This is a genomic window from Xanthomonas albilineans (genome assembly GCF_009931595.1).
In the GTDB taxonomy this organism is placed as follows: Bacteria; Pseudomonadota; Gammaproteobacteria; order Xanthomonadales; family Xanthomonadaceae; genus Xanthomonas_A; species Xanthomonas_A albilineans.
In genome coordinates, this window is sequence record NZ_CP046570.1 from 2,139,847 (window position 1) to 2,162,681 (window position 22,835).

Below are 22,835 nucleotides of genomic sequence, written 5' to 3' on the forward strand. Positions count from 1 at the left end.
TGCATGCGCCCACGGCCGACAAGGGCTGGGGGCGTCCTGAAGCTGATTCGGAGATGGGGTGCCTGCTCAAGCCATGGTCCTTATGCGCAGGTGATGCCGATGTGCAAACCGTTGTCTTATTGGATACGACATTGTGCCGGGGCTGTCAACGCACGGCCAGCTGGGGGATGCAGCGCGCGCTCCCGGCACTGGATCACCGCCCCCGCCATGCTGACGCTGCCGGCAATCAGCCGACACGGTTTGGGCGTGCTGAGGCCGCCATTCAACACCCGGAGGGACGTCGCTCGATCAGCAGCCAGGGACAGCGAGGTACAGACTTGGCGTGGCTACCGACTGACCGTCCTGTGCCGACTGGATATGGCCTTAGCAGACAATCCGCCGCAATCGCGCGCGCGAGGCCATCCCATCGGTGGCCAAGAAGAAAATGACCGCAAACACCTGTTGCCTAATGTGACGCGCAAGGAACTTAATGTTGCTCAACAAACGCTAGAAGAGTCACAGGCGTGCGCTGGCGTCGCCCACATGGGCAGCGGGACGTGTGATGCACGTAGCGCTGTGAACCCCAAAACGGAAAAACCGCCTATTGAAGGGCGGTTTTCCATATTCCTTCCATACTACGACTTTGAAGATCAATCAAATCACCGTAAGTTCCTGATTTGATTGGTGGGCGGTACAGGGTTCGAACCTGTGACCCCTACCATGTCAAGGTAGTGCTCTACCGCTGAGCTAACCGCCCTTCTCTGCAACAGCACACTGTCGCAGGGGCGCGCATTTTAGCCCACCTGACGGGCAAGAACAATAGCCGAGGGCGCGCTGCCGGCCAGACAGAAGACTAACCGACCAGACTGGTATCGCGTAGCTTCTTCATCTGGTCGCGCACGCGCGCGGCATCCTCGAATTCTAGGTCGCGCGCGTGCTGGTACATCTTTTGCTCCAACGCCTTGAGCCGCGCCGCGATTTCCGCCGGTTCAAGCGCGCGGTAGTCGGCCGGCTCTTCGGTCACGCGACGCGCCTTCCCCTTACCTGACTTGGCCTCGGCAGCGGACTCGCGTGCCCCCTCTAGGATATCCACGATCGGCCGCGCCACCGACTTCGGAGTGATGCCATGCGCAAGGTTGTACTCCACCTGCTTTTCGCGGCGCCGACCGGTCTCGTCGATCGCCGCCTGCATCGAGCGCGTCATCTTGTCCGCATACAGAATGGCTTTGCCGCGCAGATTGCGCGCGGCGCGGCCGATCGTCTGGATCAGCGAACCGGTGGAGCGCAAAAACCCCTCCTTGTCCGCATCCAGAATCGCCACCAGCGACACTTCGGGCATGTCCAGACCTTCGCGCAGCAGATTGATACCGACCAGCACATCGAACTTACCCAGGCGCAGATCCCGAATGATCTCCACACGCTCGACAGTATCGATGTCCGAGTGCAAATAGCGTACCTTCACCCCGTGCTCGCCCAGGTACTCGGTGAGGTTCTCGGCCATGCGCTTGGTCAGAGTGGTCACCAGCACCCGGTCTCCATCCGCCACGCGCAAGTTGATCTGCGATAGCAGATCGTCGACCTGGGTGGCGACCGGACGGATCTCCACCTGCGGATCGATCAACCCGGTTGGCCTCACCACCAACTCGGTCACCTCGCCTGCTGACTCGCGCAACTCGTAGGGCCCCGGGGTCGCCGACACATAAATGCTGCGCGGCGAGCGCGCCTCCCACTCTTCGAAGCGCAGCGGCCGGTTGTCCAGCGCCGAGGGCAGACGAAACCCGAACTCGACCAACGTCTCCTTGCGCGAGCGGTCGCCTTTGTACATCGCGCCGATCTGCGGCACGGTGACATGGGACTCGTCTACGACCAGCAAGGCGTCGGGCGGCAGGTAGTCGAACAGGGTCGGTGGCGGCTCGCCCGCCGCCTTGCCGGTCAGGTGCCGCGAGTAGTTCTCGATGCCGTTGCAGTAGCCCACCTCGGCCATCATCTCCAGGTCGAATTGGGTGCGCTGCGCCAACCGCTGTGCCTCCACCAGCTTGTTCTGCGCATAGAGCTGTTCGAGCCGTTGCTTAAGCTCCAGCTTGATCGTATCCACCGCGCTGAGCGTGCGCTCGCGGGTGGTCGCATAGTGAGTCTTCGGGTAGATCGTGTAGCGCTGCAACTTGCGCAGGGTCTCGCCGGTCAGCGGATCGAACAGCGCCAACTGTTCGACATCGCCGTCGAACAGTTCGATCCGCAGCGCCTCGCTATCGGACTCGGCCGGGAACACGTCGATGACTTCGCCGCGCACACGGAAGCTGCCGCGATGCAGTTCGTACTCGTTGCGGGTGTATTGCAGATCGGTCAGGTGGCGGATCAATTGACGCTGCTCGATATGCTCGCCGATCGACAGGATCAAACGCAACGACAGATAGTCCTCTGGCGCACCCAGACCATAGATCGCCGAGACCGTGGCCACCACCAGCGCGTCGCGGCGCGACAGCAGGGTCTTGGTCGCGGCCAGCCGCATCTGTTCGATGTGTTCGTTGATCGAACTGTCCTTCTCGATGAAGGTATCCGAGGACGGCACATACGCCTCGGGCTGGTAGTAGTCGTAGTAGCTGACGAAGTACTCGACCGCATTACTCGGGAAAAACGCCTTGAATTCGCCGTAGAGCTGCGCCGCCAGCGTCTTGTTCGGCGCCATCACCAATGTCGGCTTCTGGATCGCCTGGACCACATTGGCGATGGTGTAGGTCTTGCCCGAGCCGGTCACACCCAGCAGGGTCTGCTTGGCCAGGCCGGCCTCGAAGCCAGCGACCAGCTTCTCGATCGCCTGCGGCTGGTCACCCGCTGGAGAATACGGCGATACGAGCTGGAAACGGTCGGACATACGCACACCTCAAAGGTGGGAGACGGCAACGGGTATCGACTGACCTCGCGCCGAGTAAATCTCCTACATGGGAACGCAGCACCCCCTCATTCAAGTCCTGTCACCTGACCATGAGACTGGCAGCCTCTCACTGGGAGAACGGCCATCATGCGGAAAGTCTGTAACAAAGGCTACACACTGCTCGAAGCCATGATCGTGATGGCACTGATCTGCATCGTCACCGGGATCGGCCTGCCGGGGTTCAGAGAATTGCGATCGAGCCATCGGTTGACGGCGACCATCCACCAAATCAGCACCTATTTCGCATTGGCGCGCAACAGCGCCATCAGTTCAGGCATCCCTGTCAGCGTCTGCCCTTCTCGCGGGGACGGCCGCTGTCGGCGCGACAGCGACTGGAGCCAGGGCTGGATGGTGTTCCGCGACCCTGAGCGGCGAGGTCAGCCCGATACGCCCACCAGCATCCTCAGCCAGGAAACCGCACCAGCCATCGGCTCGCTGGTCGTGCTATCCAGTCAGGACAGGTCTGCGATCCGCTTCTTCCCGGACGGGCTCAGCAGTGGCAGCAATCTCACGGTCAGGATATGTGAGCGCGGACGGCTACGCGCCACGGTTGTGGTAAACAACAGCGGCCGGACGCGCTCGGTCAAAGCGAAAGGAGAACGGTCGTGCCTAGCACCGGATTGAAAAGACGAACGCCGCGATTGCTCACGGTTTTCGTAGATACCCAGCAGCGCCTGGTATTGCGCTTCGTCGCTGCTATACCCATCCAGGAAGCGACGCCCAGTCAGTTGTCCGATCTGCTCGCGCACCAGCTTCTGTTCATAGTATCCATCGCCCAGGCGTTGCTGCATGGTGTCGGCGTTGCAGCCCATCTGACGCAATTTGATACGCCCAGGGTTCCGTAAACACCCATGACCCTCGTTGCGCGTAGCACCGCTCGCACTCTACAGGGGACAGGTCGCCAGTTGAACCATGGCGGCGTTTGGGGTTGTAGAACATCTCGATGCAGTCGGACACCTCGGTGGTGCGGCGTCCTTGGCGGGATAGGCTCGCCGCCTGATCCGCTCACATTTGAGCAGGCCGAAGAAGCTCTCCACGGGGGCGTTGTGCCCCAGGGACAGGCTTCGCGCTCGTGGCAGTTGCCGCGCCTGCTCATACTGCGACGTCCCCCCGGTTTTGAGTAGCGCGGCGATTTGGAGTCCAATCCCCAACGAGACGGAGATTGGACGTGAAGAAGCGCTTTTCCGAAGAGCAGATCATCGGCTTCCTGCGTGAAGCCGAAGCCGGCGTGGCGGTGAAGGATCTGTGCCGGCGGCACGGGTTCAGCGAGGGGTCCTACTACCTGTGGCGCAGCAAGTTCGGCGGCATGAGCGTGCCGGAGGCCAAGCGGCTCAAGGAGCTGGAGGCGGAGAACACGCGGCTGAAGAAGCTGCTGGCCGAGCAGTTGTTCGAGAACGACGTCATTAAGGACGCCCTGCGAAAAAAGTGGTGACCGCACCGGCGCGCAGGATGCTGGTGCGGCACCTGATGGAGCGCAGGCTCACTGAGCGGCGGGCGCTGGCCGTGGTGCGGATGAGCGCCAGCGCGCTGCGCTACGTCCCGCGTCCGGATCGCAACGTCGAGCTGCGCGAGCGGATCCTGGCGCTGGCGCAGCGGCACAAGCGCTACGGCGTCGGGATGATCTATCTGAAGCTGCGGCAGGAGCAGTGGCCGGTGAACTACAAGCGGGTGGAACGGCTGTATCAGCAGGCCAGGTTGCAGGTGCGCCGGCGCAAGCGGAAGAAAGTGCTGCTGGGCCAGCGCCAACCGTTGCTTCGGCCTGAAGCCGCCAACCAGGTCTGGTCGATGGACTTCGTGTTCGACCGCACCGCCGAGGGCCGGGTGCTCAAGGCCCTGACCATCGTCGACGATGCCACGCACGAGGCGGTGGCGATCGAGGTGGAGCGGGCCATCTCCGGCCACGGCGTGGTCCGGGTGCTGGATCGGCTGGCGCTGACACGGGATCTGCCGCAGGTGATCCGCACCGACAACGTTCTAACTGTGGAGTCAAGTCTCGACTTACGGGCGCAAGCAAACGAGGCCGTCTCGGACGTCCTTTGCACGCGGCATCCGCTACTGTCGAAATGCGCCCGTGAGCTTCCACGATCAAGAAGATCCCCTGATCTGAACATAATGAACACGAGGTCCAGTGAACGGCCTCGACCGTACCTAAAACAGCATGGGGTCCCGTGGAAGGCCCGAACATTATCTACAGGATCCTAAGCGGTCCCGACGGCCCAACAGAGAGGGGTCGATCCACGGGGGGTAAACTCGTTTCGAAGTAGCAGCGGTAGCTGGATTGGTGTTTGACGAGACTGTAGGCGACCCGCGCCATCTTGGCCGCCACGGCCGTGAGTGCCTTACGTTTGCGATCAGCATTGAGCGGATCGGACCGGATGTAGCGCTCGTACTTTTCTCTGAAGCTGTTCTCGCGCATACGCACTGCAACCGTAGCCGCGAACCAGAACGCGAAACGCAAGCGTGCGTTGCCGCGCTTGGAGAGCTTCTCCTGACCGCGAAACTGACCGGACTGGCATTTGGCCAGGTCCAACCCGCAGTACTTCAGGAACTGCCGGTGATGTGCAAAGCGCCGCAGATCGCCGGCCTCGGCGAGGATTGTGAGAGCGAGCACAGGGCCTACACCAGGCAGGGAACACTATGCTTCGTAGTCCGTGCGACCCTGCAGTACTCCGCGTGCGGTCTCGACCAAGGTGTCGCGCTGCTCGATCAGTTGCTGATAGCGCCGGAGTTGCAACCGGAACGTGTCGAGCGCAATGTCGTCATCGGCGATCGGTAGGCCTACGCTGGTGCAGGCAGCGTCATACAGTTCCCGGATCCATGCCCGTTTGTTGACCTTCCGGCCCACGATGCCCCAGGCCTCGCGCTCGAAGGCCTCGAACGACAACACGCGGATCGACGCGGCGGTCGGGAAGCGCAGCAGGAATTGCGCGAACCATGCCGCTTGCGTGGTGCAGAAGTAACGCTCGACTTCGGGAAAGTACAGCGGCAGGTAATGCGTCAACAGACTGTGTTGCAAACGTGTCCGCGCTAGGCTGATCTGGTAGTGCGTCTTGGACAGCTCCTGGAGCCCGTGATGTCCAGCCATCAGTGGGTCGACGAAACGTTGCGTGATACCTTGCTTCAACAACGCCAGGATGACGCCCGCGTCCTTTGGATCGTTCTTGTCCCACGAGTTGAATACGGCTTCCCGGTACCGCGCTGCGGCCATCGAAGAAACTAGGCATACCTCCAAACCCTCCCGCAGCAAGCGGTATGCGAGCGTGCGATGGTAATCGCCGGTTGCCTCCATCGCGACGCGAACCGGTGCCGGACAGGTACGCAGCAGATCGACCAGCCGCTGGTGGTCCTCGTGCGTGCTTGCCATCCTGAAACGCCGCTGTTTGCCGTCGGACGTCTCGATCAAAACCGCGTGAGTGCGTTTGGCGATGTCGATCGCCACGTATGTGGCAGCAGGCGTAACCTCTTGTCGGGCAGTCATCATTGACGATCTCCTGTGGCGTGTGAGAACCCTCAGGATGATCCGCTCAATGGTGGCTGCCCAATCGAACATGCTTCCACAGGTACTACGGCAAGGAGTTCTGCGGCAAGACGATGGTGACGTGGGCCCACGAGCGCGGTGTGCAGCTGCGCTTGATCCAGCCAGGTAAGCCGAACCAGAACGCCTACATCGAGAGCTTCAACGGTCGTCTGCGCGACGAATGCCTCAACGAGCACTGGTTCCCGACGCTGCTGCACGCCCGCACCGAGATCCAGACCTGGCGACGGGAATACAACGAGGAGCGACCGAAGAAGATCTTGGGCGGCCTGACCCCGGCCGCCTATGCCCAACAGCTAGCGGCCAAAGCCGCTACGATGAAACCCGGACTCTAAAGAGCCCCGCTACTGAAAGCGGGGGGACGTCGACTGCACCCCAAGCCATGGGGCGCCAGGAAACTCTGCCAGTCATCGCTGGTGTAGACCGACCCTTGGTCCGAGTAAACCAGGCACCCGGATGCGGGTTTGCGCCGCCAAACCCGCCGACAACAGGGCCTGCATGACCAACTCGGTATCGGCCCGATCGCGCATCGCCCAGCCGACGACCTGCGCCACTTTGAACCCGCGATCGATCACCTGGCGGAACGCCTCGAACTTGAACTCATCCGGATACCGCTTGCTACTCATGGACACCTCCGAATCTGCCATTTCCCATGGCCATGAGATGTCTAGGAAACTCTGGGCGTACCTCCCTGCGCGAGCGAGTAGCGCGACGATGAAGACCCCGGGGTGGGTCAGATTTAAATCGGCGTTGACAGAAATTACTGCAATGCAGCAGCAGGACCGAAGAATTCATAGCGCACCTGATCGCGGGGAACGCCTACTTCATCAAGCTGCTTTTTTAGCATCCGCATGAAAGGCTTAGGCCCTAAGAAGTAGACATCCACATCACGCACGCCTTCTTGCGCAGGTGGCAACCACGCTTTCAAATGGTCCAGCGTCAAGTAGCCTATCCCGTGCGGCGGCGCGTCCAGTCCTTCATCACGGTCATAGCAGTAGTAGTGCGAAAGCATCGGATGTCGTTTGGCAGCATTTTCGATCTGCTCCTTGAAAGCATGCACTTTGCTGTCTCGCGCGCAATGAATGAAGGTGATGTGTCGGCCAGTGCCAAGAGCCTCTTGGAGCAGCGGCAAAATTGGAGTGACCCCAACTCCCGCACTGATGAAGGCAATTGGCCGTGTCCCCGGCTTCAAGACAAATGCGCCACTTGGCGCGTTGAGTAGCAGCTCGCTCCCTACCTGCACATGGTCATGCAAGTAGTTCGAAACCACCCCACCCGGCTCACGCTTGACGCTGATGCGATAAGTCTTACCGTTTGGATAGGCGGACAGGGAATAATTGCGGCGAAACTCTTCATCATTGATCCAAAGATGGAGCCCAATGTATTGCCCGGGCTTGAAATCCATGACCGGCTTTCCGTCGATTGGAACCAGGTAGAATGAGGTGATCTCTTCACTCTCTTTGACTTTTGCCAAGACAACGAAAGTGCGGTCTCCACGCCATCCACCATGAGCGCGTGCTTGCTCCTCATAGCGCGTGCGCTCGGCGCCGATCAGAATGTCTGCCAGTTGCCCATAAGCTGCCGTCCAAGCATCCAGGACCGCTTGTGTTGCAATGGCCGGTCCCAAAACTTCGGCAATTGCCGCGATCAGGCACTTGCCCACGATACCGTAATGCTCAGGCTGGACTTGTAGTGCCACATGCTTGTTGACGATCTGGGACACCAACGGTCCAAGCGCTTCCAGACGGTTGATGTTCTTGGCATACATGAGCACACCATTGGCCAATGCCCGAGGTTGGTCGCCACTGGCCTGATGCGTGGCGTTGAAGTAAGGGCGCACCTCAGGGTGCTGTGCGAGCATGGTTTGATAGAAGTGGGTGATGAGCGCCTCGCCGCCTTGTTCAAGGAGCGGCACAGTTGTGAACCGCCCCGGTTTCCGCGGAGGCTGTTTGGTTTAAGTCAGGCCGCCACGGCGGCGGTCTGACTGGCGAGTTGCCGGTAGTAGTTTGCCTCGGCCTCGGCTGGCGGGATGTAGCCGATGGGTTGGAGCAGGCGTTGGTGGTTGAACCAGGACACCCACTCCAGCGTGGCGAATTCGACGGCCTCCCTAGTTTTCCAGGGTGCCCGGCGGTGAATCAGCTCGGCTTTGTACAAGCCGTTGATGGTCTCTGCCAGCGCGTTGTCGTAGCTGTCGCCCTTGCTGCCTACCGACGGCTCAATGCCGGCCTCGGCCAGCCGCTCGGTGTAGCGGATGCTGACGTATTGCGAGCCCCTGTCGGAGTGGCAAACCAAGCTGCCATCGCGCTCAGGTTGCCGGGCATACAGGGCCTGCTCCAAAGCATCGAGCACGAAGTCCGTGCGCATAGAACTGCTCACTCGCCAGCCTACGATGCGACGAGCGAACACGTCGATGACGAAGGCCACATACAGCCAGCCCTGCCAGGTTGAGACGTAGGTGAAGTCGCTGACCCACAGCTGGTTCGGCCGCTCGGCACGGAACTGCCGATTGACCCGGTCCAGCGGGCATGGGGCCTTGGCATCGCCGATGGTGGTGCGCACGACCTTGCCGCGCACCACGCCGCGCAGCCCCATGCTGCGCATCAACCGCTCGACCGTGCAGCGGGCCACGACGACGCCTTCGCGTGCCAGTTGCCGCCACACCTTCTCGGCACCGTAGACCTGCATGTTGGCTTGCCAGACGCGCTGAATCTGCGGCATTAGCCGCTCGTCGCGTCTGGCGCGGATACAGCGCCTGCTGGGCTCGCGCAGTAGCGCGGCATGACGTCGATAGGCCGACGGGGCAACCTGCAGAACCTTGCAGAGCGGCTCGACCCCGAAGGCATTGCGATGCTGGTCGATGAAGGCCTTCACGACTTCAGTCGGCGGTCGAGCTCCGCCTGGGCGAAAAACGCACTGGCCAGCTTCAATATCTCGTTGGCCCGGCGCAGCTCCTTGACCTCGCGCTCGAGTTCCTTCATCCGCTGCGCCTCGCTGCTCGTCACGCCCTCACGCGCACCGGCATCGACCTCGGCGCGCTTGACCCATTCGTTCAGAGTCTGCGGCACGCAGCCAATCTTTGGGGCTATGGATTCAATGGCCGCCCACAGCGATTGGTACTCTCCGCGCTGCTCCTGCACCATCCTTACCGCGCGCTCGCGTACCTCGGGCGAGAACTTGTTCGACTTGCTCATGGCTCAATCCTCTCAGAGTGTTGAGCCTCCGCGGAAACCGGGGCGGTTCAGTTGAAGCAATAACAGCACGATGGGGGTCAGACAACATGATCGATCTCTCATTGGGTCAGCCACTACCTACGCAGTTACTGTGCCAACACAGCGTTCCAGTGAAATCAATCACTTCAAGGCCATTCGAGTCATAATGACCTCGTCGTCACGGAGTCACTTTGACTCTTAGGTCGTCGAAATGACTCACGCCCACCAACTTGCCGCCCTATTGCCTCTTCTGAGCGACCTCACCCAGGACCTGCCAGATGCCGAGCGGTATCGTCGTCTTCTCCAAGGGCTTCGGGCTCTCTTGCCTTGCGATGCCACAGCCCTGCTTCGCTTGGAAGGTCAGGAGTTGGTGCCGGTGGCCGTCAATGGTCTTAGCCCAGACACACTGGGTCGGCGCTTCCAAGTCACTGAGCACCCGCGTTTGGCTGAACTTCTGAATGCCAAAGGCCCCATTCGCTTTCCTGCCGACAGCCCTTTGCCAGATCCGTATGACGGGCTGGTGGAAGGCATTCATGGGCATTTGCCCGTCCACGATTGCCTTGGATGCGCGCTCACTGTCGAAGGAAGGCCCTGGGGGCTCTTGACCCTCGATGCGCTCGAAACCGAACGCTTCTCCTGTGTCGAACTTGACCTCCTTGAAGCCTTTGCAAGTTTGGCAAGTGCGTCAGTGGCGGCTTCATCCCGCATTCGGGCGCTGGCTGACCAGGCGAAAGCAGCACAAGAGCAAGTAGCCTATGCGCTCGAAAACCATCGTTCAGTGCGACAGCTCATTGGCCAAAGCAAAGCGATCAAGCAACTTCTCAAAGACATCAGTTTAGCCGGCCCCAGTGATCTTTTTGTGCTCATTCAAGGAGAAACAGGGGTTGGCAAAGAGCTGGTCGCGCGAGCGCTTCACGGCGCGTCGATGCGAGCAGACAAACCCATGATCAGCATCAACTGTGCAGCTTTGCCAGACACACTGGTTGAAAGCGAGCTTTTTGGCCATGTCAAAGGCGCCTACACCGGCTCCGTTTCGGATCGGCGCGGGAAATTTGAGCTTGCCCATACCGGCACGCTGTTTTTGGACGAGGTAGGCGAGCTCCCACTTGCCACCCAGGCCAAACTGCTGCGCGTGCTGCAAGAAGGACAGGTGCAGCGCTTAGGCTCAGACCGCGAACACCGCGTGGATGTGCGCGTCATTGCGGCCACCAATCGCGACTTGGCTCTACAGGTGCGCCAAGGCCTGATGCGTGCCGATTTTTATCATCGTCTCAGCGTGTTTCCACTCTTTGTGCCGCCCCTTCGGGATCGAGGCCGCGATGTGCTGACCGTGAGCGGCTTTTTCTTGGAAGAGGCCCGTGCACGCCATCGGCTCGGCGGGCTGCGACTAGATGCCAGTGCCCAGGCGGCACTGTTGTCGTATGACTGGCCTGGCAATGTGCGGGAGTTGGAGCACACCATCGGGCGAGCGGTCATTCGCGCATTGGGCGAACAAGCCACGCGCCCCCGCATCCTATCTCTGAGTGCAAGCGATCTTGGTCTTGCAGTGCATGAACCACTCAGCACTCCACTGCAGGCCACACGCCCACCCTCCATCACAGGCACCTTTCGAGGTGCAGTCGCTGCCTTTGAAGAGAGCCTGATCCGCAACGCCCTCGACCGACACAACTACCGTTGGGCAGCGGCGGCCCGTGAGCTGCACTTGGATCGCGCCAATTTGGCACGCATGGCCAAGCGCATGGGCATCAAGGGCCCCGCCTAGTCCCGGTAAGGCGCATGCTTGACGGGGGAGCTTACGCCTCCACTGACGAGGAGAAATACCACTGTGGGCCTTGAAAGCCCGTGACAGTGCTGCTGATACGCCCAGGGTTCCGTAAACACTCATGACCCTCGACCTGGCTTGAAAACAGATCGATCACAACCGCCAGGTACATCCAACCTTCATGCGTGCGGATGAAGGTGAAATCGCTCGCCCAGGCTGTCACCTCGAACTGCCGATCAAGTAGGTTAGCGGCCGATTTACACTGCGTTCCACCATCGAAGCGCGGTTTGCGACCATCGCCCACCTGGGCACGCAACCCCTGCCTGCGCATGAGCCGATGCACCCGATGGCGATTGCAACGTTCACGCAGATCCTTGGCGATCTTGCGATGCCCATCGACACTACTGCTGGCAAGCCAGTGGTACTCGATCAATCTCAGCAAGCGCTCGTCTTGCTTGGCGCGCTCACTTTGGGGGAGCGTCACCAGGCGTCATAACCAGCCCGGTTGACGCGCAACACGCGGCACATCGCACACAGCCTGAATTCCTTGCGATGAGCCTACATAAAAGCGGACTTTGCCTTTACCGCTTGGCAAAGTCCGCGGCGGCCTTTTTTAGGATGTCGCGCTCCTCGGTCACACGGTGCAACTCGGCCTTCAGGCGCCGAACCTCCACGCTCTGGTCCAACTCGGCACGCTGCACCACGCCAGGGTTGCCGAACTTGCGCAGCCAGGCGTACAGGCTGTGCGCGGTGACGCCTAGCCGCTCGGCGACCTGCGCCAATTTGAACCCGCGATCGATCACCTGGCGGACCGCCTCAACCTTGAACTCATCCGTATAACGGTCGCAAGCCCAGTCGCGAGATTCACGCCCGGATGGTGTCGCATGCTGGAGTGTGTCACTACCCCCATGGCATGCGCTGTCGCGCCTGCCATGGGAGCAATCGCACTGCAAGACCGACTACCAGAACCGTGCCGCACCAATCGACGCACCGGTATCGCCACGGCTGTTGGAACTGGCGCTAAGCCGGTAAACCCAACTGCCGCTTTCGGAAACCGTGGAAAGGCCGATCGCGATACCGCTTTGTCCGTGGTAGCTACTCAATGCCACCGCCATGGCGTTCTGATCCGGCTGGTAGGCCTGTGGCAGGCTCGCCATCGCCATCGCGGCCGCAGTGCCGGCATTGGCGCGTTCACTGACTTTGCCGATATTGCTGTCGAGGCTTGCGAAACGTTGATCGGTATAAGTCTTTGACCAATCCTTCGCGGCCTGGACACCCGCATTGAGTTGGCCGACGTTGACCGCATCGGTCGTCGCCGTACCCGCGGCCACGTTATGCACGGTCACCGGAGCACTGACTCCGGCGGCATTGCCACGCCCCAGGGTCAGGCTCTGGTAATTGATGCTGCCATCGGCATTGGTGTCGTAGCCGACCGAACCATTCTGCACCTGCTGCACCTGCGACTGCACACCCTTGAGCTGCGCCACGTTGACCGCATCGCTGTCCTGCGAACCTGCCGCCACCCCATTGATCTGGCGATAAGCACCGTTGGCCGCATTGCCGACCGACACACTCGCCAGCGTACTGGTGGTGGCGTTGATCGCTGCACTCTGACTGGCAGTGGCATTGCTGGGCACATACCCCGCCGCACCGGCGGCAGTGGAGGCCACCGCGCCTGCGCCCAACGCAACGCCACCTGCCTGGCTCACCTTGCTGCCAGCACCAACCGCCACACCTTGTGTGGCCGCCGCCGATGCCGCCGTGCCCAATGCCACCGCATCGGCCAGCTGAACATTGGCGCCCTGACCGATCGCGATGCCGCCCGGTGCGGTTTGCTGCACGACCGCGCCATTGCCGACACCGATGCCGTTATCGCCATTGACCACGGTCTGCGGCCCCACCGCCACCGATTCGGCGCCCACCGCCAATGCATCGGTCGCGGTGGAGTTGGCATGGAAATACTGGATCGGGGTCACCGCAAAGGATTGCAGCGAGCCGGCCAACTGACGAACGGTCACCGCATCCTGCGCTTGCGTGCCGTCGGCGACATTGGTGATCTGCCGATAACTGGTGCTGCTGCCAAGGCTGAGCGCACCGAGCAAAGTGCGGTCCGTGGTGTTGTAACTGATCAGCGAACTTCCCGCGGGAATGGTGCCGGTAGCGGCGGCCACGGCACGATTGGAGACGGCACCGGACCCCAGCGCTATGCTGTTGTCGATGCTGGCCGATGCGCCCAGGCCAGCCGCAAACGCTCCCTGGCCCGAGGCCAGCGCATTCTTCCCCACCGCCGTCGCATTGCCACCGGTGGCGCCATCGTTAGCGAAATTACTGCCGGCCACGCCGTTGTCGTTGGCACTGTAGTAATGGATGGTCGTGGTCTGCACCGTGCTGGCCAGGCTTTGCACGGCACTGTTGGTGGCGAACAACTGGCTGCCATTGACGGCGTCCGTGCTGCTGGCGCTGACCTGACCCGCGGCCAGATTGGTCAGCGTGCGCTCATTGCTGGCGCTGCCCACGCTGAGCGTGCCGACCGGCAAGGTCCCGGCGAAGGAATAGGCGGTCCCGTTGATTGTGGTGCCCGTGGTGCCGACCGCCGTTGCGGTCACTCTGCTGCCCTGGCCCAACGCCACGTTGCCCCCGGTGACGCCCGCGGTGATGCTCGCGCCGCGGCCAACCACCACGCTGCTGGTGACGCCATTGTCGCTGGCACCGCTGCCGGCCACCACTGAACCCACACCATTCGCGGTGGTGGAAAAACCCAGCGCGAGCGCATTTTGTGCACCGGCGCTGGAAGCGTTGCCCAGTGCCACCGCACTCTGCGCACTGGCGGTGGAGACCGGACCGATGGCTACGCTATCCGTGCCAGTGGCGGTCGCATCGGCTTGCGTCGAATTACTACGGAAATACTTGATGCCGCCGCCGTTATTGATATTACCCAGGCTACTGCCCAAGCTCTGCACGGCACTGTTGGTGGCGAACAACTGGCTGCCATTGACGGCGTCCGTGCTGCTGGCGCTGACCTGACCCGCGGCCAGATTGGTCAGCGTGCGCTCATTGCTGGCGCTGCCCACGCTGAGCGTGCCGACCGGCAAAGTCCCCGCGAAGGAATAGGTCGTCCCGTTGAGCGTGGTGCCCGTGGTGCCGACCGCCGTCGCAGTCACGCTACTGCCCTGCCCCAAGGCCACGTTGACCCCGGTGACGCCCGCGGTGATGCTCGCGCCGCGGCCGATCACCACGCTGCTGGTGATGCCATTGTCGCTGGCGCCGCTGCCGATCACCACCGAACCCAGACCATTTGCAGTGGTGGAGAAACCCAGTGCAACCGCGTTGGTGCCACCGGCGGTGGAGGAGTTACCAATCGCCACCGCACGTTGCGCACTGGCGGTGGAGCTACCGCCTAGCGCGATGGCGTTCGAGCCGTTGGCCGTCGCGGTATCGCCCAGCGCGATGGCGCTCGCCGCACCGGCGGTGGACCCATTGCCCAATGCCACCGCGCCTTGCCCGATCGCACTATTGGCATTACCGATGGCGACTGCGCCGTTGGCCGCGGTGTTGCCAGCGGTATCACCGGCAGCCGTGTTGTCCGCGCCCACCGCCACCGCGCCGGTCCCGTTGGAGACGTTGGGATCGCCAATCGCCACCGCGCCGTCGCCACTGGCGTTTTGACTCAGGCCGATCGCCACCGCTCCGCCCGCCGTCGTGCCGCTATTGGCCGACGCCGTGGCGCCGATCGCCACGTTCTTGCCAGTGGTGCCGGATTGAGCGGCATTGCCGATGGCGATACCCGACACGCCCTGCGCATTGGAGACCGGACCGATCGCCACGCTGTCCGTGCCGGTGGCGGTCGCATCGGTTTGCGTCGAATTACCATGGAAATACTTGATGCCTAGACCATTATTGATACTGTTCACGGTGCTGCCCAAGCTCTGCACGGCGCTGTTGGTGGCGAACAACTGGCTGCCATTGACAGCATCAGTGCTGCTGCCCCCGATCTGCCCCGCGGCCAGATTGGTCAGCGTGCGCTCGTTGCCAGCGCTGCCCACGCTGAGCGTACCGACCGGCGAGGTCCCCGCGAAGGAATAGGTGGTTCCATTGAGCGTGGTACCCGTGGTACCAACCCCCGCGGAGGTCACCCTGCTGCCCTGCCCCAACGCCACGCTGACACCAGCGATGCCGGCGGCGATGCTCGCGCCACGGCCGATCACCACGCTGCTGGTGGCGCCATTGTCGTTGGCGCCGCTGCCGACCACAACCGAGCCCGTACCGCTTGCGGTCGCTGCATTACCTAACGCTGTTGCCAGCAGCGCATTGGCGACCGCATTGTTGCCGATCGCCACGGCTTGCTGTGCAGCCATCGCATTGGTGCCCATCGCTACCGCAGCGATCACCGTGGCCTGGGCATTCGTGCCAATGGCGATGGTGTTACTGGCCGACGACACCGACTGGCCACCGATGGCGATGGCGCCGGTGCCAGAGGCCTGCGCGCCGCTGGTGGAATTACTGCCAATTGCCACTGAACCGTCTCCCGAAGCAGTCGTCGAATTGGCCTGAGACAGCGGGAGTGTCCCCACGCCGCCAGCGCCGCCGGCACCGCCGATGGCAACGCTGTTCAATGCAGTGGCATTGCTGCCGAAACCCAACGCGGTGCTGGCGATACCGCTAGCCTGAGTCTGCAGGCCAAAGGCCGATGCCCAGCGCGCGGCCGTGGACTGGAAACCGAACACGGAAGCGCCGGCACCCGTCGCCTGACCGAAGCTACCGAAAATACTGACCGCATCCAGGCCGGCACCGGTCGCATTGCAACCGGCCACGTTTGCATAGGTGCCCGAGCCATCGACCGGGTAGGCATTGGTGGCCCCAGGATTGTTCCTGCCGACGAGAACGCCTGCGCCAGAGTTACAGGTAGTGACCGTGCCACTGGAATTAATCGGGGCAAAGACGCTGGCCCAGCACGTCGCCGAGCAACCCGCACTTGCCAGCGCCAGCGCCAGCGCGGATGCGGTCAACCGCGATCGACGCCGCGGGTCAATGCCGCTGCCGGCCACGACAGCACACGCGTCCAGTTTCAAGATCATCTTTGCGTGTCCAACGACTGCGTTCCAGCTATTGCTGTATGGCGTCTTCATTCATTTCCCCTGCGTGTGCGCCAATGGGAATTATCGATCAATCGCCCTATTGGCAATGAATTATCGGAATGTTTATTTTTTTACATAATAAAGACATAAGACCACTGATGAAACATCACAGCGAAAAATTAGAGCCCGAGATTTTCCAATAAAAATAAAACGAAGCAACTTTGACGATGCGCGATATCGCACTACGACGAGCAACGAAGCAAGATGCAGCAACGACGACACAAGGGTCAAATCACTTCAACCCAAAAAATAATTTATAAATTTATCGACGAACGACACATCGCCCTTTGATTCAACAACACTTGATCCCAATCGGATCCTCAGAGCGCCGACTTCACTCTCATCTCCATGAAGTCGAATTCATCCTCATATCAAGGAAAAGATGACCTCTACCTCTTATTACTTCTCGAAATTTACGTATTTCCAAAATTCAAAGCGAAAATTAAGAGGAAATATTAGAGATAAACTTATACACCACCACGCGCGCACTAAGCGTAGACAAAGCCATGAAAAAATTTTATGGGTTTCACGCCATCGTCATGCCGCATTCCTAATGATCAAAAAATTCACCAGAAAATTCGTGAAAACATCGCCAATCAACCCATGAAACAAAGGAAACATAAATTTCAAATCATCTGTTTCACTAAAATATTGAGATACCCATCCCCTTAATTACCCATGATAAACCCAGCATCGATTTTTAATTGATGCACTTGGTACCCTGCGAGGCGCGTATGGATCATCCACTTTCGTTACGCTGACATCGACTTCCTTGCAACGTTCGAGCAAACGCCTTCCTCGTTCTGCCATCGATAACGCTTCCCAGTGAAAACCTGCTCCGTTCGGCTCTTGAGAACCAGATTGCTCTGCGACAACCTCAGTCCCAGTTGATCGGGAAAACGCCATGGTCCGCACTGCAAAAGACGCTTTCAATGTGTATGCCGGCAGACCCTGTCCGCGGTGAACGCCAGGCGCCATCGATCCAGCCGATGGCCGGATTGCTGCACCTCAAGTACAGCTACGATTTTTGCGACGAGACTATGTTGAGTTTTTTAGGGCCGACGCTTTAATCGACGCGACAATGCAGGTTCGCCACTGTAGAGATCTACGTAAGACTCTCAGCCTGAGGCTTTCGATCAGCTCTACCGCTGATGCCTGCGTGTGGAGCCGAGCTCTTCCACTTTTTTAGCGAAACTGACATCGTGCACGCAGATAACCCCACAACAACGCTCGACGTTGACGTGCAATCTGACCCGCAACAACGTTGGGGACATCACCCACAGATTGGATAGCACAAGCACCTTCATTACCTGCGAGTGTGCCTGGCCAAACCACGATATCCGACGCCGACAGCGGTAGCGCGCGGCACCGCGATGGGACGCCCGCCAGCAAGCGTCCCACAAATGCAACACGAGAACGCTCACGGCATGTTCAATACACCGGCAGTTCGATGAAGCTGGGTTGTTGTGGCGTGTGCCAGATCCGCTGCGTGGCTTTCTGGTAATCGCCGGGCTTGGCGAAATAGATGTTCGGCACGTAGGTCTGCGGATTACGGTCGTACAGCGGAAACAGGCTGGACTGCACCTGCACCATCACGCGGTGGCCGCGCTGGAAGGTGTGGTTGGCGGTCGGTAAGCCGAACGTGTAGGCCAGCGACTGGTTTGGCGCCAGTGGCGCGGGATGTTCGAAACTCTCGCGGTAACGGCCACGGAAGATCGCCAGCGATATCGGCAATTCGTAGCCACCCATTTGGGGATCGGAGGCCATCTGATCCGGGTACACATCGATCAGCTTGACGACCCAGTCGCTATCGCGGCCGCTGGTGGAGGCCTGCAGGTGCACTTGTGGCGCGCCGGCGATGCGCAAGGGCGCTTGCAGGGGCTCGCTGACGAAGGTCAACACGTCCGGGCGACCGTCGACGAAACGCTGGTCGTGGACCAGCCAGGTGGTCCACATGCCACGGTCTTCGAACGCGACTGGGCGCGGCGCGAACGGCACCGGCTTGGCAGGGTCGGACACGTATTCGGTGTACTCGCCCTGCCCGGCCTTCGGCGCCTCGAACGACACCTTACCGCCAGCTTCCAGGTACAGCGGCTTGCTCTGCGCCGCGCAACCCTGCGCGCAGCTCAATGGCCAGTGCTGCAGGCGATCCCAGTGATTGGCACCGGTGTTGTAGATCAACACCGGTGGCGTGTCGGCCTTGGGCGCGCCATCCACCAGGTATTGGTCGAAGAACGGCTTGAGCACGTCGCGGCGGAATTGCAGCGTGGTGTCGCCATCGAACTGCAACGCGCCCAACGATGCGCCACTGGCGTTGACCTGACTATGCCGCCACGGCCCCATCACCAGATAATTGCGGTCGTTGCCGGTGTCGCGCGGCTCCATCGCCGCGTAGCTGTGGATTGCGCCCCACATGTCTTCCTGATCCCACAATCCTTGCAGCCACATCGTCGGCACCTTCAACGGGGTGCGCGCCATGACCTTGTCCAGCGCCTGGAGTTGCCAGAACGCATCGTAAGCCGGGTGCTCGGTGAGCTTGTGCCACCACGGTAGTTGCTCCAGGCCAGCGGCCTTGGCGTAGGCGCCGGCCGAACCGGCACGCAGGAAGTTGCTGTAGTCGTCGTAACCCTGACGCGCAATGCTCGTCCCCTTGCCATGCTTGCTCAGCTGGGCGGTGAAGTAATCCAGGTTGACTTGCCGGAAAGCACCGTAGTTGAGCCAGTCATCGCCCATCCAACCATCGACCATCGGGCTTTCCGGCGCCGCCACCTTCAGCGCTGGATGCGGATCGGTCAGCGCCATGACCACGGTAAAGCCTTCGTAAGACGAGCCAATCATGCCCACTTTGCCGTTGGACTCGGGCACGTGCTTGACCAGCCAGTCGATGGTGTCCCAGGCGTCAGTGGCGTGATCCACCTTGGTGGAATTGAGCGGACCGCGCAGTGGCCGGGTCATCACGTAATCGCCCTCGGATCCGTACTTGCCACGCACGTCCTGGTATACGCGGATGTAGCCGCCCTCCGCGAAGACCTCATCGCTCTGCGGCAGCAGGTCGCGCATATGCGGGGAGAACAGACGGCTGGCGCGGCCGCTGGCATCGTAGGGCGTGCGAGTCAGCAGGATCGGCGCGCCGTGCGCGTTCTTGGGCAGCACGATGACGGTATGTAGCTTCACCCCGTCGCGCATCGGAATCATCACCTCCCGCTTGATGTAGTCGTCCGCCACGGTCGGCGCGACGAAGGGCTTGCCGGTGATGTCCGGGGTCATGGGCGCGGTCTGAGCGATCGCACCACCGGCGATCATGAAGGCGATGGCAGTGGCAAGCAGGCGGGGAGCAAAACGGCGCATGGGCTGATCGTATCGAATTAGAAGGCAAGTTCGCCACGCTAGACGGCAAAGCGCATTTTGGAAAGTGTCAAAGGTATCGGGTTGCTGGCTTCGACGCTCGCCAGATAACCCGGCCTCCCGATACGCCAGATGCAAACCACCAGCACAAATCGCCACACCCACCAGCGCCGAGGCCAGGCATCGATTGCAGCGCGAGCCGATCATGCCGCTCCACGGCAGACTGCCGAGCAGACCCAGCCGGATGAACGCGACCGCCGTCCATGCGCGCCGGACATCGCCCAACACCGCCGTCAATGCCGCTGGCGCAAGCCGCGCCCAGGTACGCGATGGCCGTCAGGACGCGGTGTCTGGGTGCCGCACCTGACCTTCGCCACGCACCACGAAACGCTCCACTGTCAACGCGTCCAGGCCCATCGGGCCATAGGCGTGGAGGCGCGTGGTCGAGATACCGATCTCCGCCCCGAGGCCCAGCTCGCCACCATCGGAAAACCGCGAGGATGCATTGACCATCACCACCGCCGCGCGCAGTGCCTGCACGAACGCCTCGGCATTGGCGGCATCGGTGGTGGCGATGACCTCGGTGTGGTCCGAACCGTAGCGGCGGATGTGCGCGATCGCCGCGTCCAGATCAGGCACCACCGCGATCGCCAGGATCAGATCGAGGTACTCGGCGGCGTAGTCGTCGTCGCTGGCCGGTTCGATCTGCGGCAGCAGCGCGCAGGTGGCGGTGTCGCCACGCAGGGCCACGCCGCGTTGGCGCAGCGCTCGTGCCGCCAACGGCAGGAAGCGCGCGGCGATGTCGGCGTGGACCAACAACGTCTCCAGGGAATTGCAGGCGGCCGGACGCGTGGTCTTGCCGTCGATCAGCAGCTTCACCGCCAGGTCCAAGTCGGCCGAGGCGTCCACGAATAGATGGCACACGCCTTTGTAGTGTTTGATCACCGGCACGCGCGCGTGTTCGGCGACGAAGCGGATCAGGCCCTCGCCGCCCCGCGGGATCGCCAGATCGACAAGATCGTTGAGCTGCAGCAACTCCAGCATCGTCTCGCGGCGCAGGTCCTCGACCAGGGTCAGCGCGGCCTCGCCGAGACCGGCCTCTCGCAGCGCGCGGCGTAGCGCCGCGGCGATGGCAGTGTTGGAGTGGATCGCTTCCGAGCCGCCGCGCAGGATCACCCCGTTGCCGGCCTTGATACACAGCGCCGCGGCATCGGCGGTCACGTTCGGACGCGCCTCGTAGATCATCGCCACCACACCCAGCGGCACGCGGATTTTCTGCACCCGGATGCCGTTGGGGCGCACGTCGTCGCGGGTGATCTGGCCAACCGGATCGGGCAGCGCCGCGACCTCGCGCAACGCCGCGGCAATCGCGTCCAGGCGCGGGTGGTCCAGCGCCAGCCGATCCAGCAACGCCGCGCCGACGCCCTTGGCCCGCGCCGCGTCCAGATCGCGCGCATTAGCGGCGAGGATGCACTCGGCATCGGCCTGCAACGCCGCCGCCATCGCCTCCAGCAACGCCTGCTTGGCCGCGGACGACAACTGCGCCAGCACCTGCGCGGCATCGCGGCATTGCAGGACAAGGGAGCGGATGGACGTCATGGCGCGGTTCCAGATGATCGGATGATTGAATTAAAGCGAGATGCATGATCCTTAAAAAGCCGCGCGTTCGGCGGATGTGCGAACCGAGCCACTCGCGCTGGCGCGATCTCGGCGCGATCTCGGCGCGACCACGCGAGCGTAACGCGATGCAGCCGTTCCCGGATCCCCGATCACGGCGCTTGCAGCACCAGATCGTCCCGATGGATCACGTTCTCGCCATAGTTGTAGCCCAGGATCGCCTCGATGTCGCGCGAATGACGACCGGCGATGCGACGGATGTCCGGCGCCGCGTACTGGCTGATGCCGCGTGCCAGGCAGCGCTCGCCAGCGGCGTCGCGCAGGCGTACCTCCACCATGTCGCCACGGCGGAATTCGCCATCGGCGCCAGCAACGCCGCCGGGCAACAGCGAAGCTCCCTTCTCGACCAGCGCGACCGCAGCACCGGCGTCGATCCGGATCGCACCGGGTTCCACCGGCACATGGCGCAACCAGTACTTGCGCGCGGCGATGCGGGTACGTGCGGCATGGATGCGGGTGCCGCGCAGACGGTCCTGCGCCAGCGCGCGCACCACCTCGGCACTGCGACCGTTGAACAGATAGGTCTCGATGCCGGCAGCGCCAGCCTTGGCCGCCGCCTCCAACTTGGTGCGCATGCCGCCGGTGCCGACACCGCTGCCGCGACCACCGGCCATCGCCAGCACCGTCGCGCTCAGCTCCTGCACCTCGTGCAACGGCTGCGCCTGCGGGTCGCGACGCGGATCGGCGGTGTACAGGCCATCGATGTCGGTGGCGATGAACAAGGCATCGGCATCGATCAGCGCGGCGACGATTGCGGCAAGATTGTCGTTATCGCCCAGCATGAGTTCGTCCACCGACACGGTGTCGTTCTCGTTGACCACCGGCAACGCGCCCAGCCGCAGCAGTTCGCACAGCGTCGCGCGCGCGTTGAGGTAGCGGCGGCGGTTGCGCAGATCGTCGTGGGTCAGCAACACCTGCGCCACCGGTCGCTCGAAGAAGCGCTGCCACAACGCGATCAGTTGCGCCTGACCGAGCGCGGCCAGCGCCTGCCGCGCGGCCAGCGCCGCGCCCGCCTCGGCCGCTTTGGGCACAATCGCGCGGCCGGCGGCGACCGCGCCGGAGGAGACGATCACCAGTTCGCGCCCGGCCGCCAGGTTGGCGGAGACGAACTGCGCCAGACCCAGCGCGAAGCGCGGACTGACGCCGCCGCCATCGGCGGCCAACAAGCTGCTACCGACCTTGAGCACCGCGCGCCGCCATGGCGGCAGCACCTGCTCGGCGAAGGCGGACACAGCGATGGGGGCGGTCGGTACGCTCATCG

General features: G+C 62.0%; 11 protein-coding genes, 1 tRNA gene, 6 pseudogenes and 1 other annotated feature. Of the genes and pseudogenes, 6 read left to right on the forward strand and 12 right to left on the reverse strand.

The genetic code is table 11. The annotated features are described in order from the left end of the window. The first annotated feature begins 207 nt into the window (after window positions 1-207). A complete protein-coding gene (locus tag XaFJ1_RS09000; protein ID WP_012916359.1) occupies window positions 208-660 on the forward strand; it encodes a hypothetical protein in 453 nt (150 codons plus the stop codon). A gap of 1 nt (window position 661) precedes the next feature. Here XaFJ1_RS09000 and XaFJ1_RS09005 read toward each other — a convergent pair. Together XaFJ1_RS09005 and uvrB are read right to left on the reverse strand one after the other, a co-directional pair. Then, a tRNA-Val gene (locus tag XaFJ1_RS09005) sits at window positions 662-736 on the reverse strand. Window positions 737-832: 96 nt separating this feature from the next. After that, complete coding sequence (uvrB, locus tag XaFJ1_RS09010; protein ID WP_012916360.1) at window positions 833-2,851, reverse strand: excinuclease ABC subunit UvrB; 2,019 nt, start codon at window positions 2,849-2,851, stop codon at window positions 833-835. Window positions 2,852-2,998: 147 nt separating this feature from the next. On the opposite strand from uvrB, the gene XaFJ1_RS09015 reads away from it, so the two are divergent. Further along, a complete protein-coding gene (locus tag XaFJ1_RS09015; RefSeq protein WP_012916361.1) occupies window positions 2,999-3,535 on the forward strand; it encodes a GspH/FimT family pseudopilin in 537 nt (178 codons plus the stop codon). Continuing rightward, complete coding sequence (locus XaFJ1_RS15810; RefSeq protein ID WP_162484471.1) at window positions 3,517-3,756, forward strand: hypothetical protein; 240 nt, start codon at window positions 3,517-3,519, stop codon at window positions 3,754-3,756. The genes XaFJ1_RS09015 and XaFJ1_RS15810 overlap by 19 nt, the downstream gene beginning before the upstream one ends. Window positions 3,757-3,769: 13 nt before the next feature. On the opposite strand, the pseudogene XaFJ1_RS09020 reads toward XaFJ1_RS15810, so the two are convergent. Then, a pseudogene (locus XaFJ1_RS09020) lies at window positions 3,770-4,010 on the reverse strand (IS3 family transposase); the annotation flags it as partial. A 69-nt stretch (window positions 4,011-4,079) separates the two neighbouring features. Here XaFJ1_RS09020 and XaFJ1_RS09025 point away from each other — a divergent pair. Further along, window positions 4,080-4,882: pseudogene (locus XaFJ1_RS09025) on the forward strand (IS3 family transposase); the annotation flags it as partial. Between the two features lie 217 nt (window positions 4,883-5,099). Here XaFJ1_RS09025 and XaFJ1_RS09030 read toward each other — a convergent pair. Further along, a pseudogene (locus tag XaFJ1_RS09030) lies at window positions 5,100-6,389 on the reverse strand (IS110 family RNA-guided transposase). Between the two features lie 89 nt (window positions 6,390-6,478). Between XaFJ1_RS09030 and XaFJ1_RS09035 the strand changes: the two are divergent. Continuing rightward, window positions 6,479-6,781, forward strand: a pseudogene (locus XaFJ1_RS09035) (integrase core domain-containing protein); the annotation flags it as partial. A gap of 32 nt (window positions 6,782-6,813) precedes the next feature. On the opposite strand, the pseudogene XaFJ1_RS09040 reads toward XaFJ1_RS09035, so the two are convergent. The 3 genes and pseudogenes from XaFJ1_RS09040 to XaFJ1_RS09050 form a co-directional block, all read right to left on the reverse strand. Next, window positions 6,814-6,994, reverse strand: a pseudogene (locus XaFJ1_RS09040) (DDE-type integrase/transposase/recombinase); the annotation flags it as partial. A gap of 212 nt (window positions 6,995-7,206) precedes the next feature. After that, window positions 7,207-8,361, reverse strand: a complete 1,155-nt coding sequence (hmpA, locus tag XaFJ1_RS09045; RefSeq protein ID WP_012916368.1) for an NO-inducible flavohemoprotein — start codon at window positions 8,359-8,361, stop codon at window positions 7,207-7,209. 44 nt (window positions 8,362-8,405) lie between these two features. Then, window positions 8,406-9,637, reverse strand: a protein-coding gene (locus tag XaFJ1_RS09050; protein ID WP_425477003.1) for an IS3 family transposase whose coding sequence is annotated in 2 segments (ribosomal slippage) — window positions 8,406-9,346 and window positions 9,346-9,637 — 1,233 coding nt in all. Because the reading frame shifts where the segments join, the coding sequence is not laid out codon by codon here. After that, window positions 9,243-9,359: a sequence feature (AL1L pseudoknot), on the reverse strand. It overlaps the preceding gene by 117 nt. Window positions 9,638-9,866: 229 nt before the next feature. On the opposite strand from XaFJ1_RS09050, the gene norR reads away from it, so the two are divergent. Beyond that, a complete protein-coding gene (gene norR / locus XaFJ1_RS09055; protein WP_012916369.1) occupies window positions 9,867-11,417 on the forward strand; it encodes a nitric oxide reductase transcriptional regulator NorR in 1,551 nt (516 codons plus the stop codon). 124 nt (window positions 11,418-11,541) lie between these two features. Here norR and XaFJ1_RS09060 read toward each other — a convergent pair. From XaFJ1_RS09060 to proB, 5 genes and pseudogenes are all read right to left on the reverse strand, one after another. Then, a pseudogene (locus XaFJ1_RS09060) lies at window positions 11,542-12,220 on the reverse strand (IS3 family transposase); the annotation flags it as partial. A 156-nt stretch (window positions 12,221-12,376) separates the two neighbouring features. Beyond that, window positions 12,377-16,492 carry a YadA-like family protein gene (locus tag XaFJ1_RS09065; protein ID WP_161525168.1) on the reverse strand — a complete coding sequence of 1,372 codons (4,116 nt, stop codon included), beginning with the start codon at window positions 16,490-16,492 and terminating at the stop codon, window positions 12,377-12,379. A gap of 1,491 nt (window positions 16,493-17,983) precedes the next feature. Beyond that, complete coding sequence (locus XaFJ1_RS09070) at window positions 17,984-19,900, reverse strand: CocE/NonD family hydrolase (protein WP_012916373.1); 1,917 nt, start codon at window positions 19,898-19,900, stop codon at window positions 17,984-17,986. Between the two features lie 333 nt (window positions 19,901-20,233). Continuing rightward, on the reverse strand, window positions 20,234-21,496 hold the full coding sequence (locus tag XaFJ1_RS09075) for a glutamate-5-semialdehyde dehydrogenase (RefSeq protein ID WP_012916374.1): 1,263 nt from the start codon (window positions 21,494-21,496) through the stop codon (window positions 20,234-20,236). Between the two features lie 170 nt (window positions 21,497-21,666). Next, the gene (proB, locus tag XaFJ1_RS09080) at window positions 21,667-22,833 is read right to left on the reverse strand and encodes a glutamate 5-kinase (protein ID WP_012916375.1); all 1,167 of its coding nucleotides are present in this window, start codon (window positions 22,831-22,833) and stop codon (window positions 21,667-21,669) included. Window positions 22,834-22,835: the final 2 nt, after the last annotated feature.

What these genes read in the sequence shown, in the direction of transcription:
- XaFJ1_RS09000 (WP_012916359.1), top strand. Translation starts at nt 208, where the DNA reads ATGCTGACGCTGCCGGCAATCAGCCGACACGGTTTGGGCGTGCTGAGG.
- uvrB (WP_012916360.1), bottom strand. Translation starts at nt 2,851, where the DNA reads ATGTCCGACCGTTTCCAGCTCGTATCGCCGTATTCTCCAGCGGGTGAC.
- XaFJ1_RS09015 (WP_012916361.1), top strand. Translation starts at nt 2,999, where the DNA reads ATGCGGAAAGTCTGTAACAAAGGCTACACACTGCTCGAAGCCATGATC.
- norR (WP_012916369.1), top strand. Translation starts at nt 9,867, where the DNA reads ATGACTCACGCCCACCAACTTGCCGCCCTATTGCCTCTTCTGAGCGAC.
- XaFJ1_RS09065 (WP_161525168.1), bottom strand. Translation starts at nt 16,492, where the DNA reads ATGATCTTGAAACTGGACGCGTGTGCTGTCGTGGCCGGCAGCGGCATT.
- XaFJ1_RS09070 (WP_012916373.1), bottom strand. Translation starts at nt 19,900, where the DNA reads ATGCGCCGTTTTGCTCCCCGCCTGCTTGCCACTGCCATCGCCTTCATG.
- XaFJ1_RS09075 (WP_012916374.1), bottom strand. Translation starts at nt 21,496, where the DNA reads ATGACGTCCATCCGCTCCCTTGTCCTGCAATGCCGCGATGCCGCGCAG.
- proB (WP_012916375.1), bottom strand. Translation starts at nt 22,833, where the DNA reads ATGAGCGTACCGACCGCCCCCATCGCTGTGTCCGCCTTCGCCGAGCAG.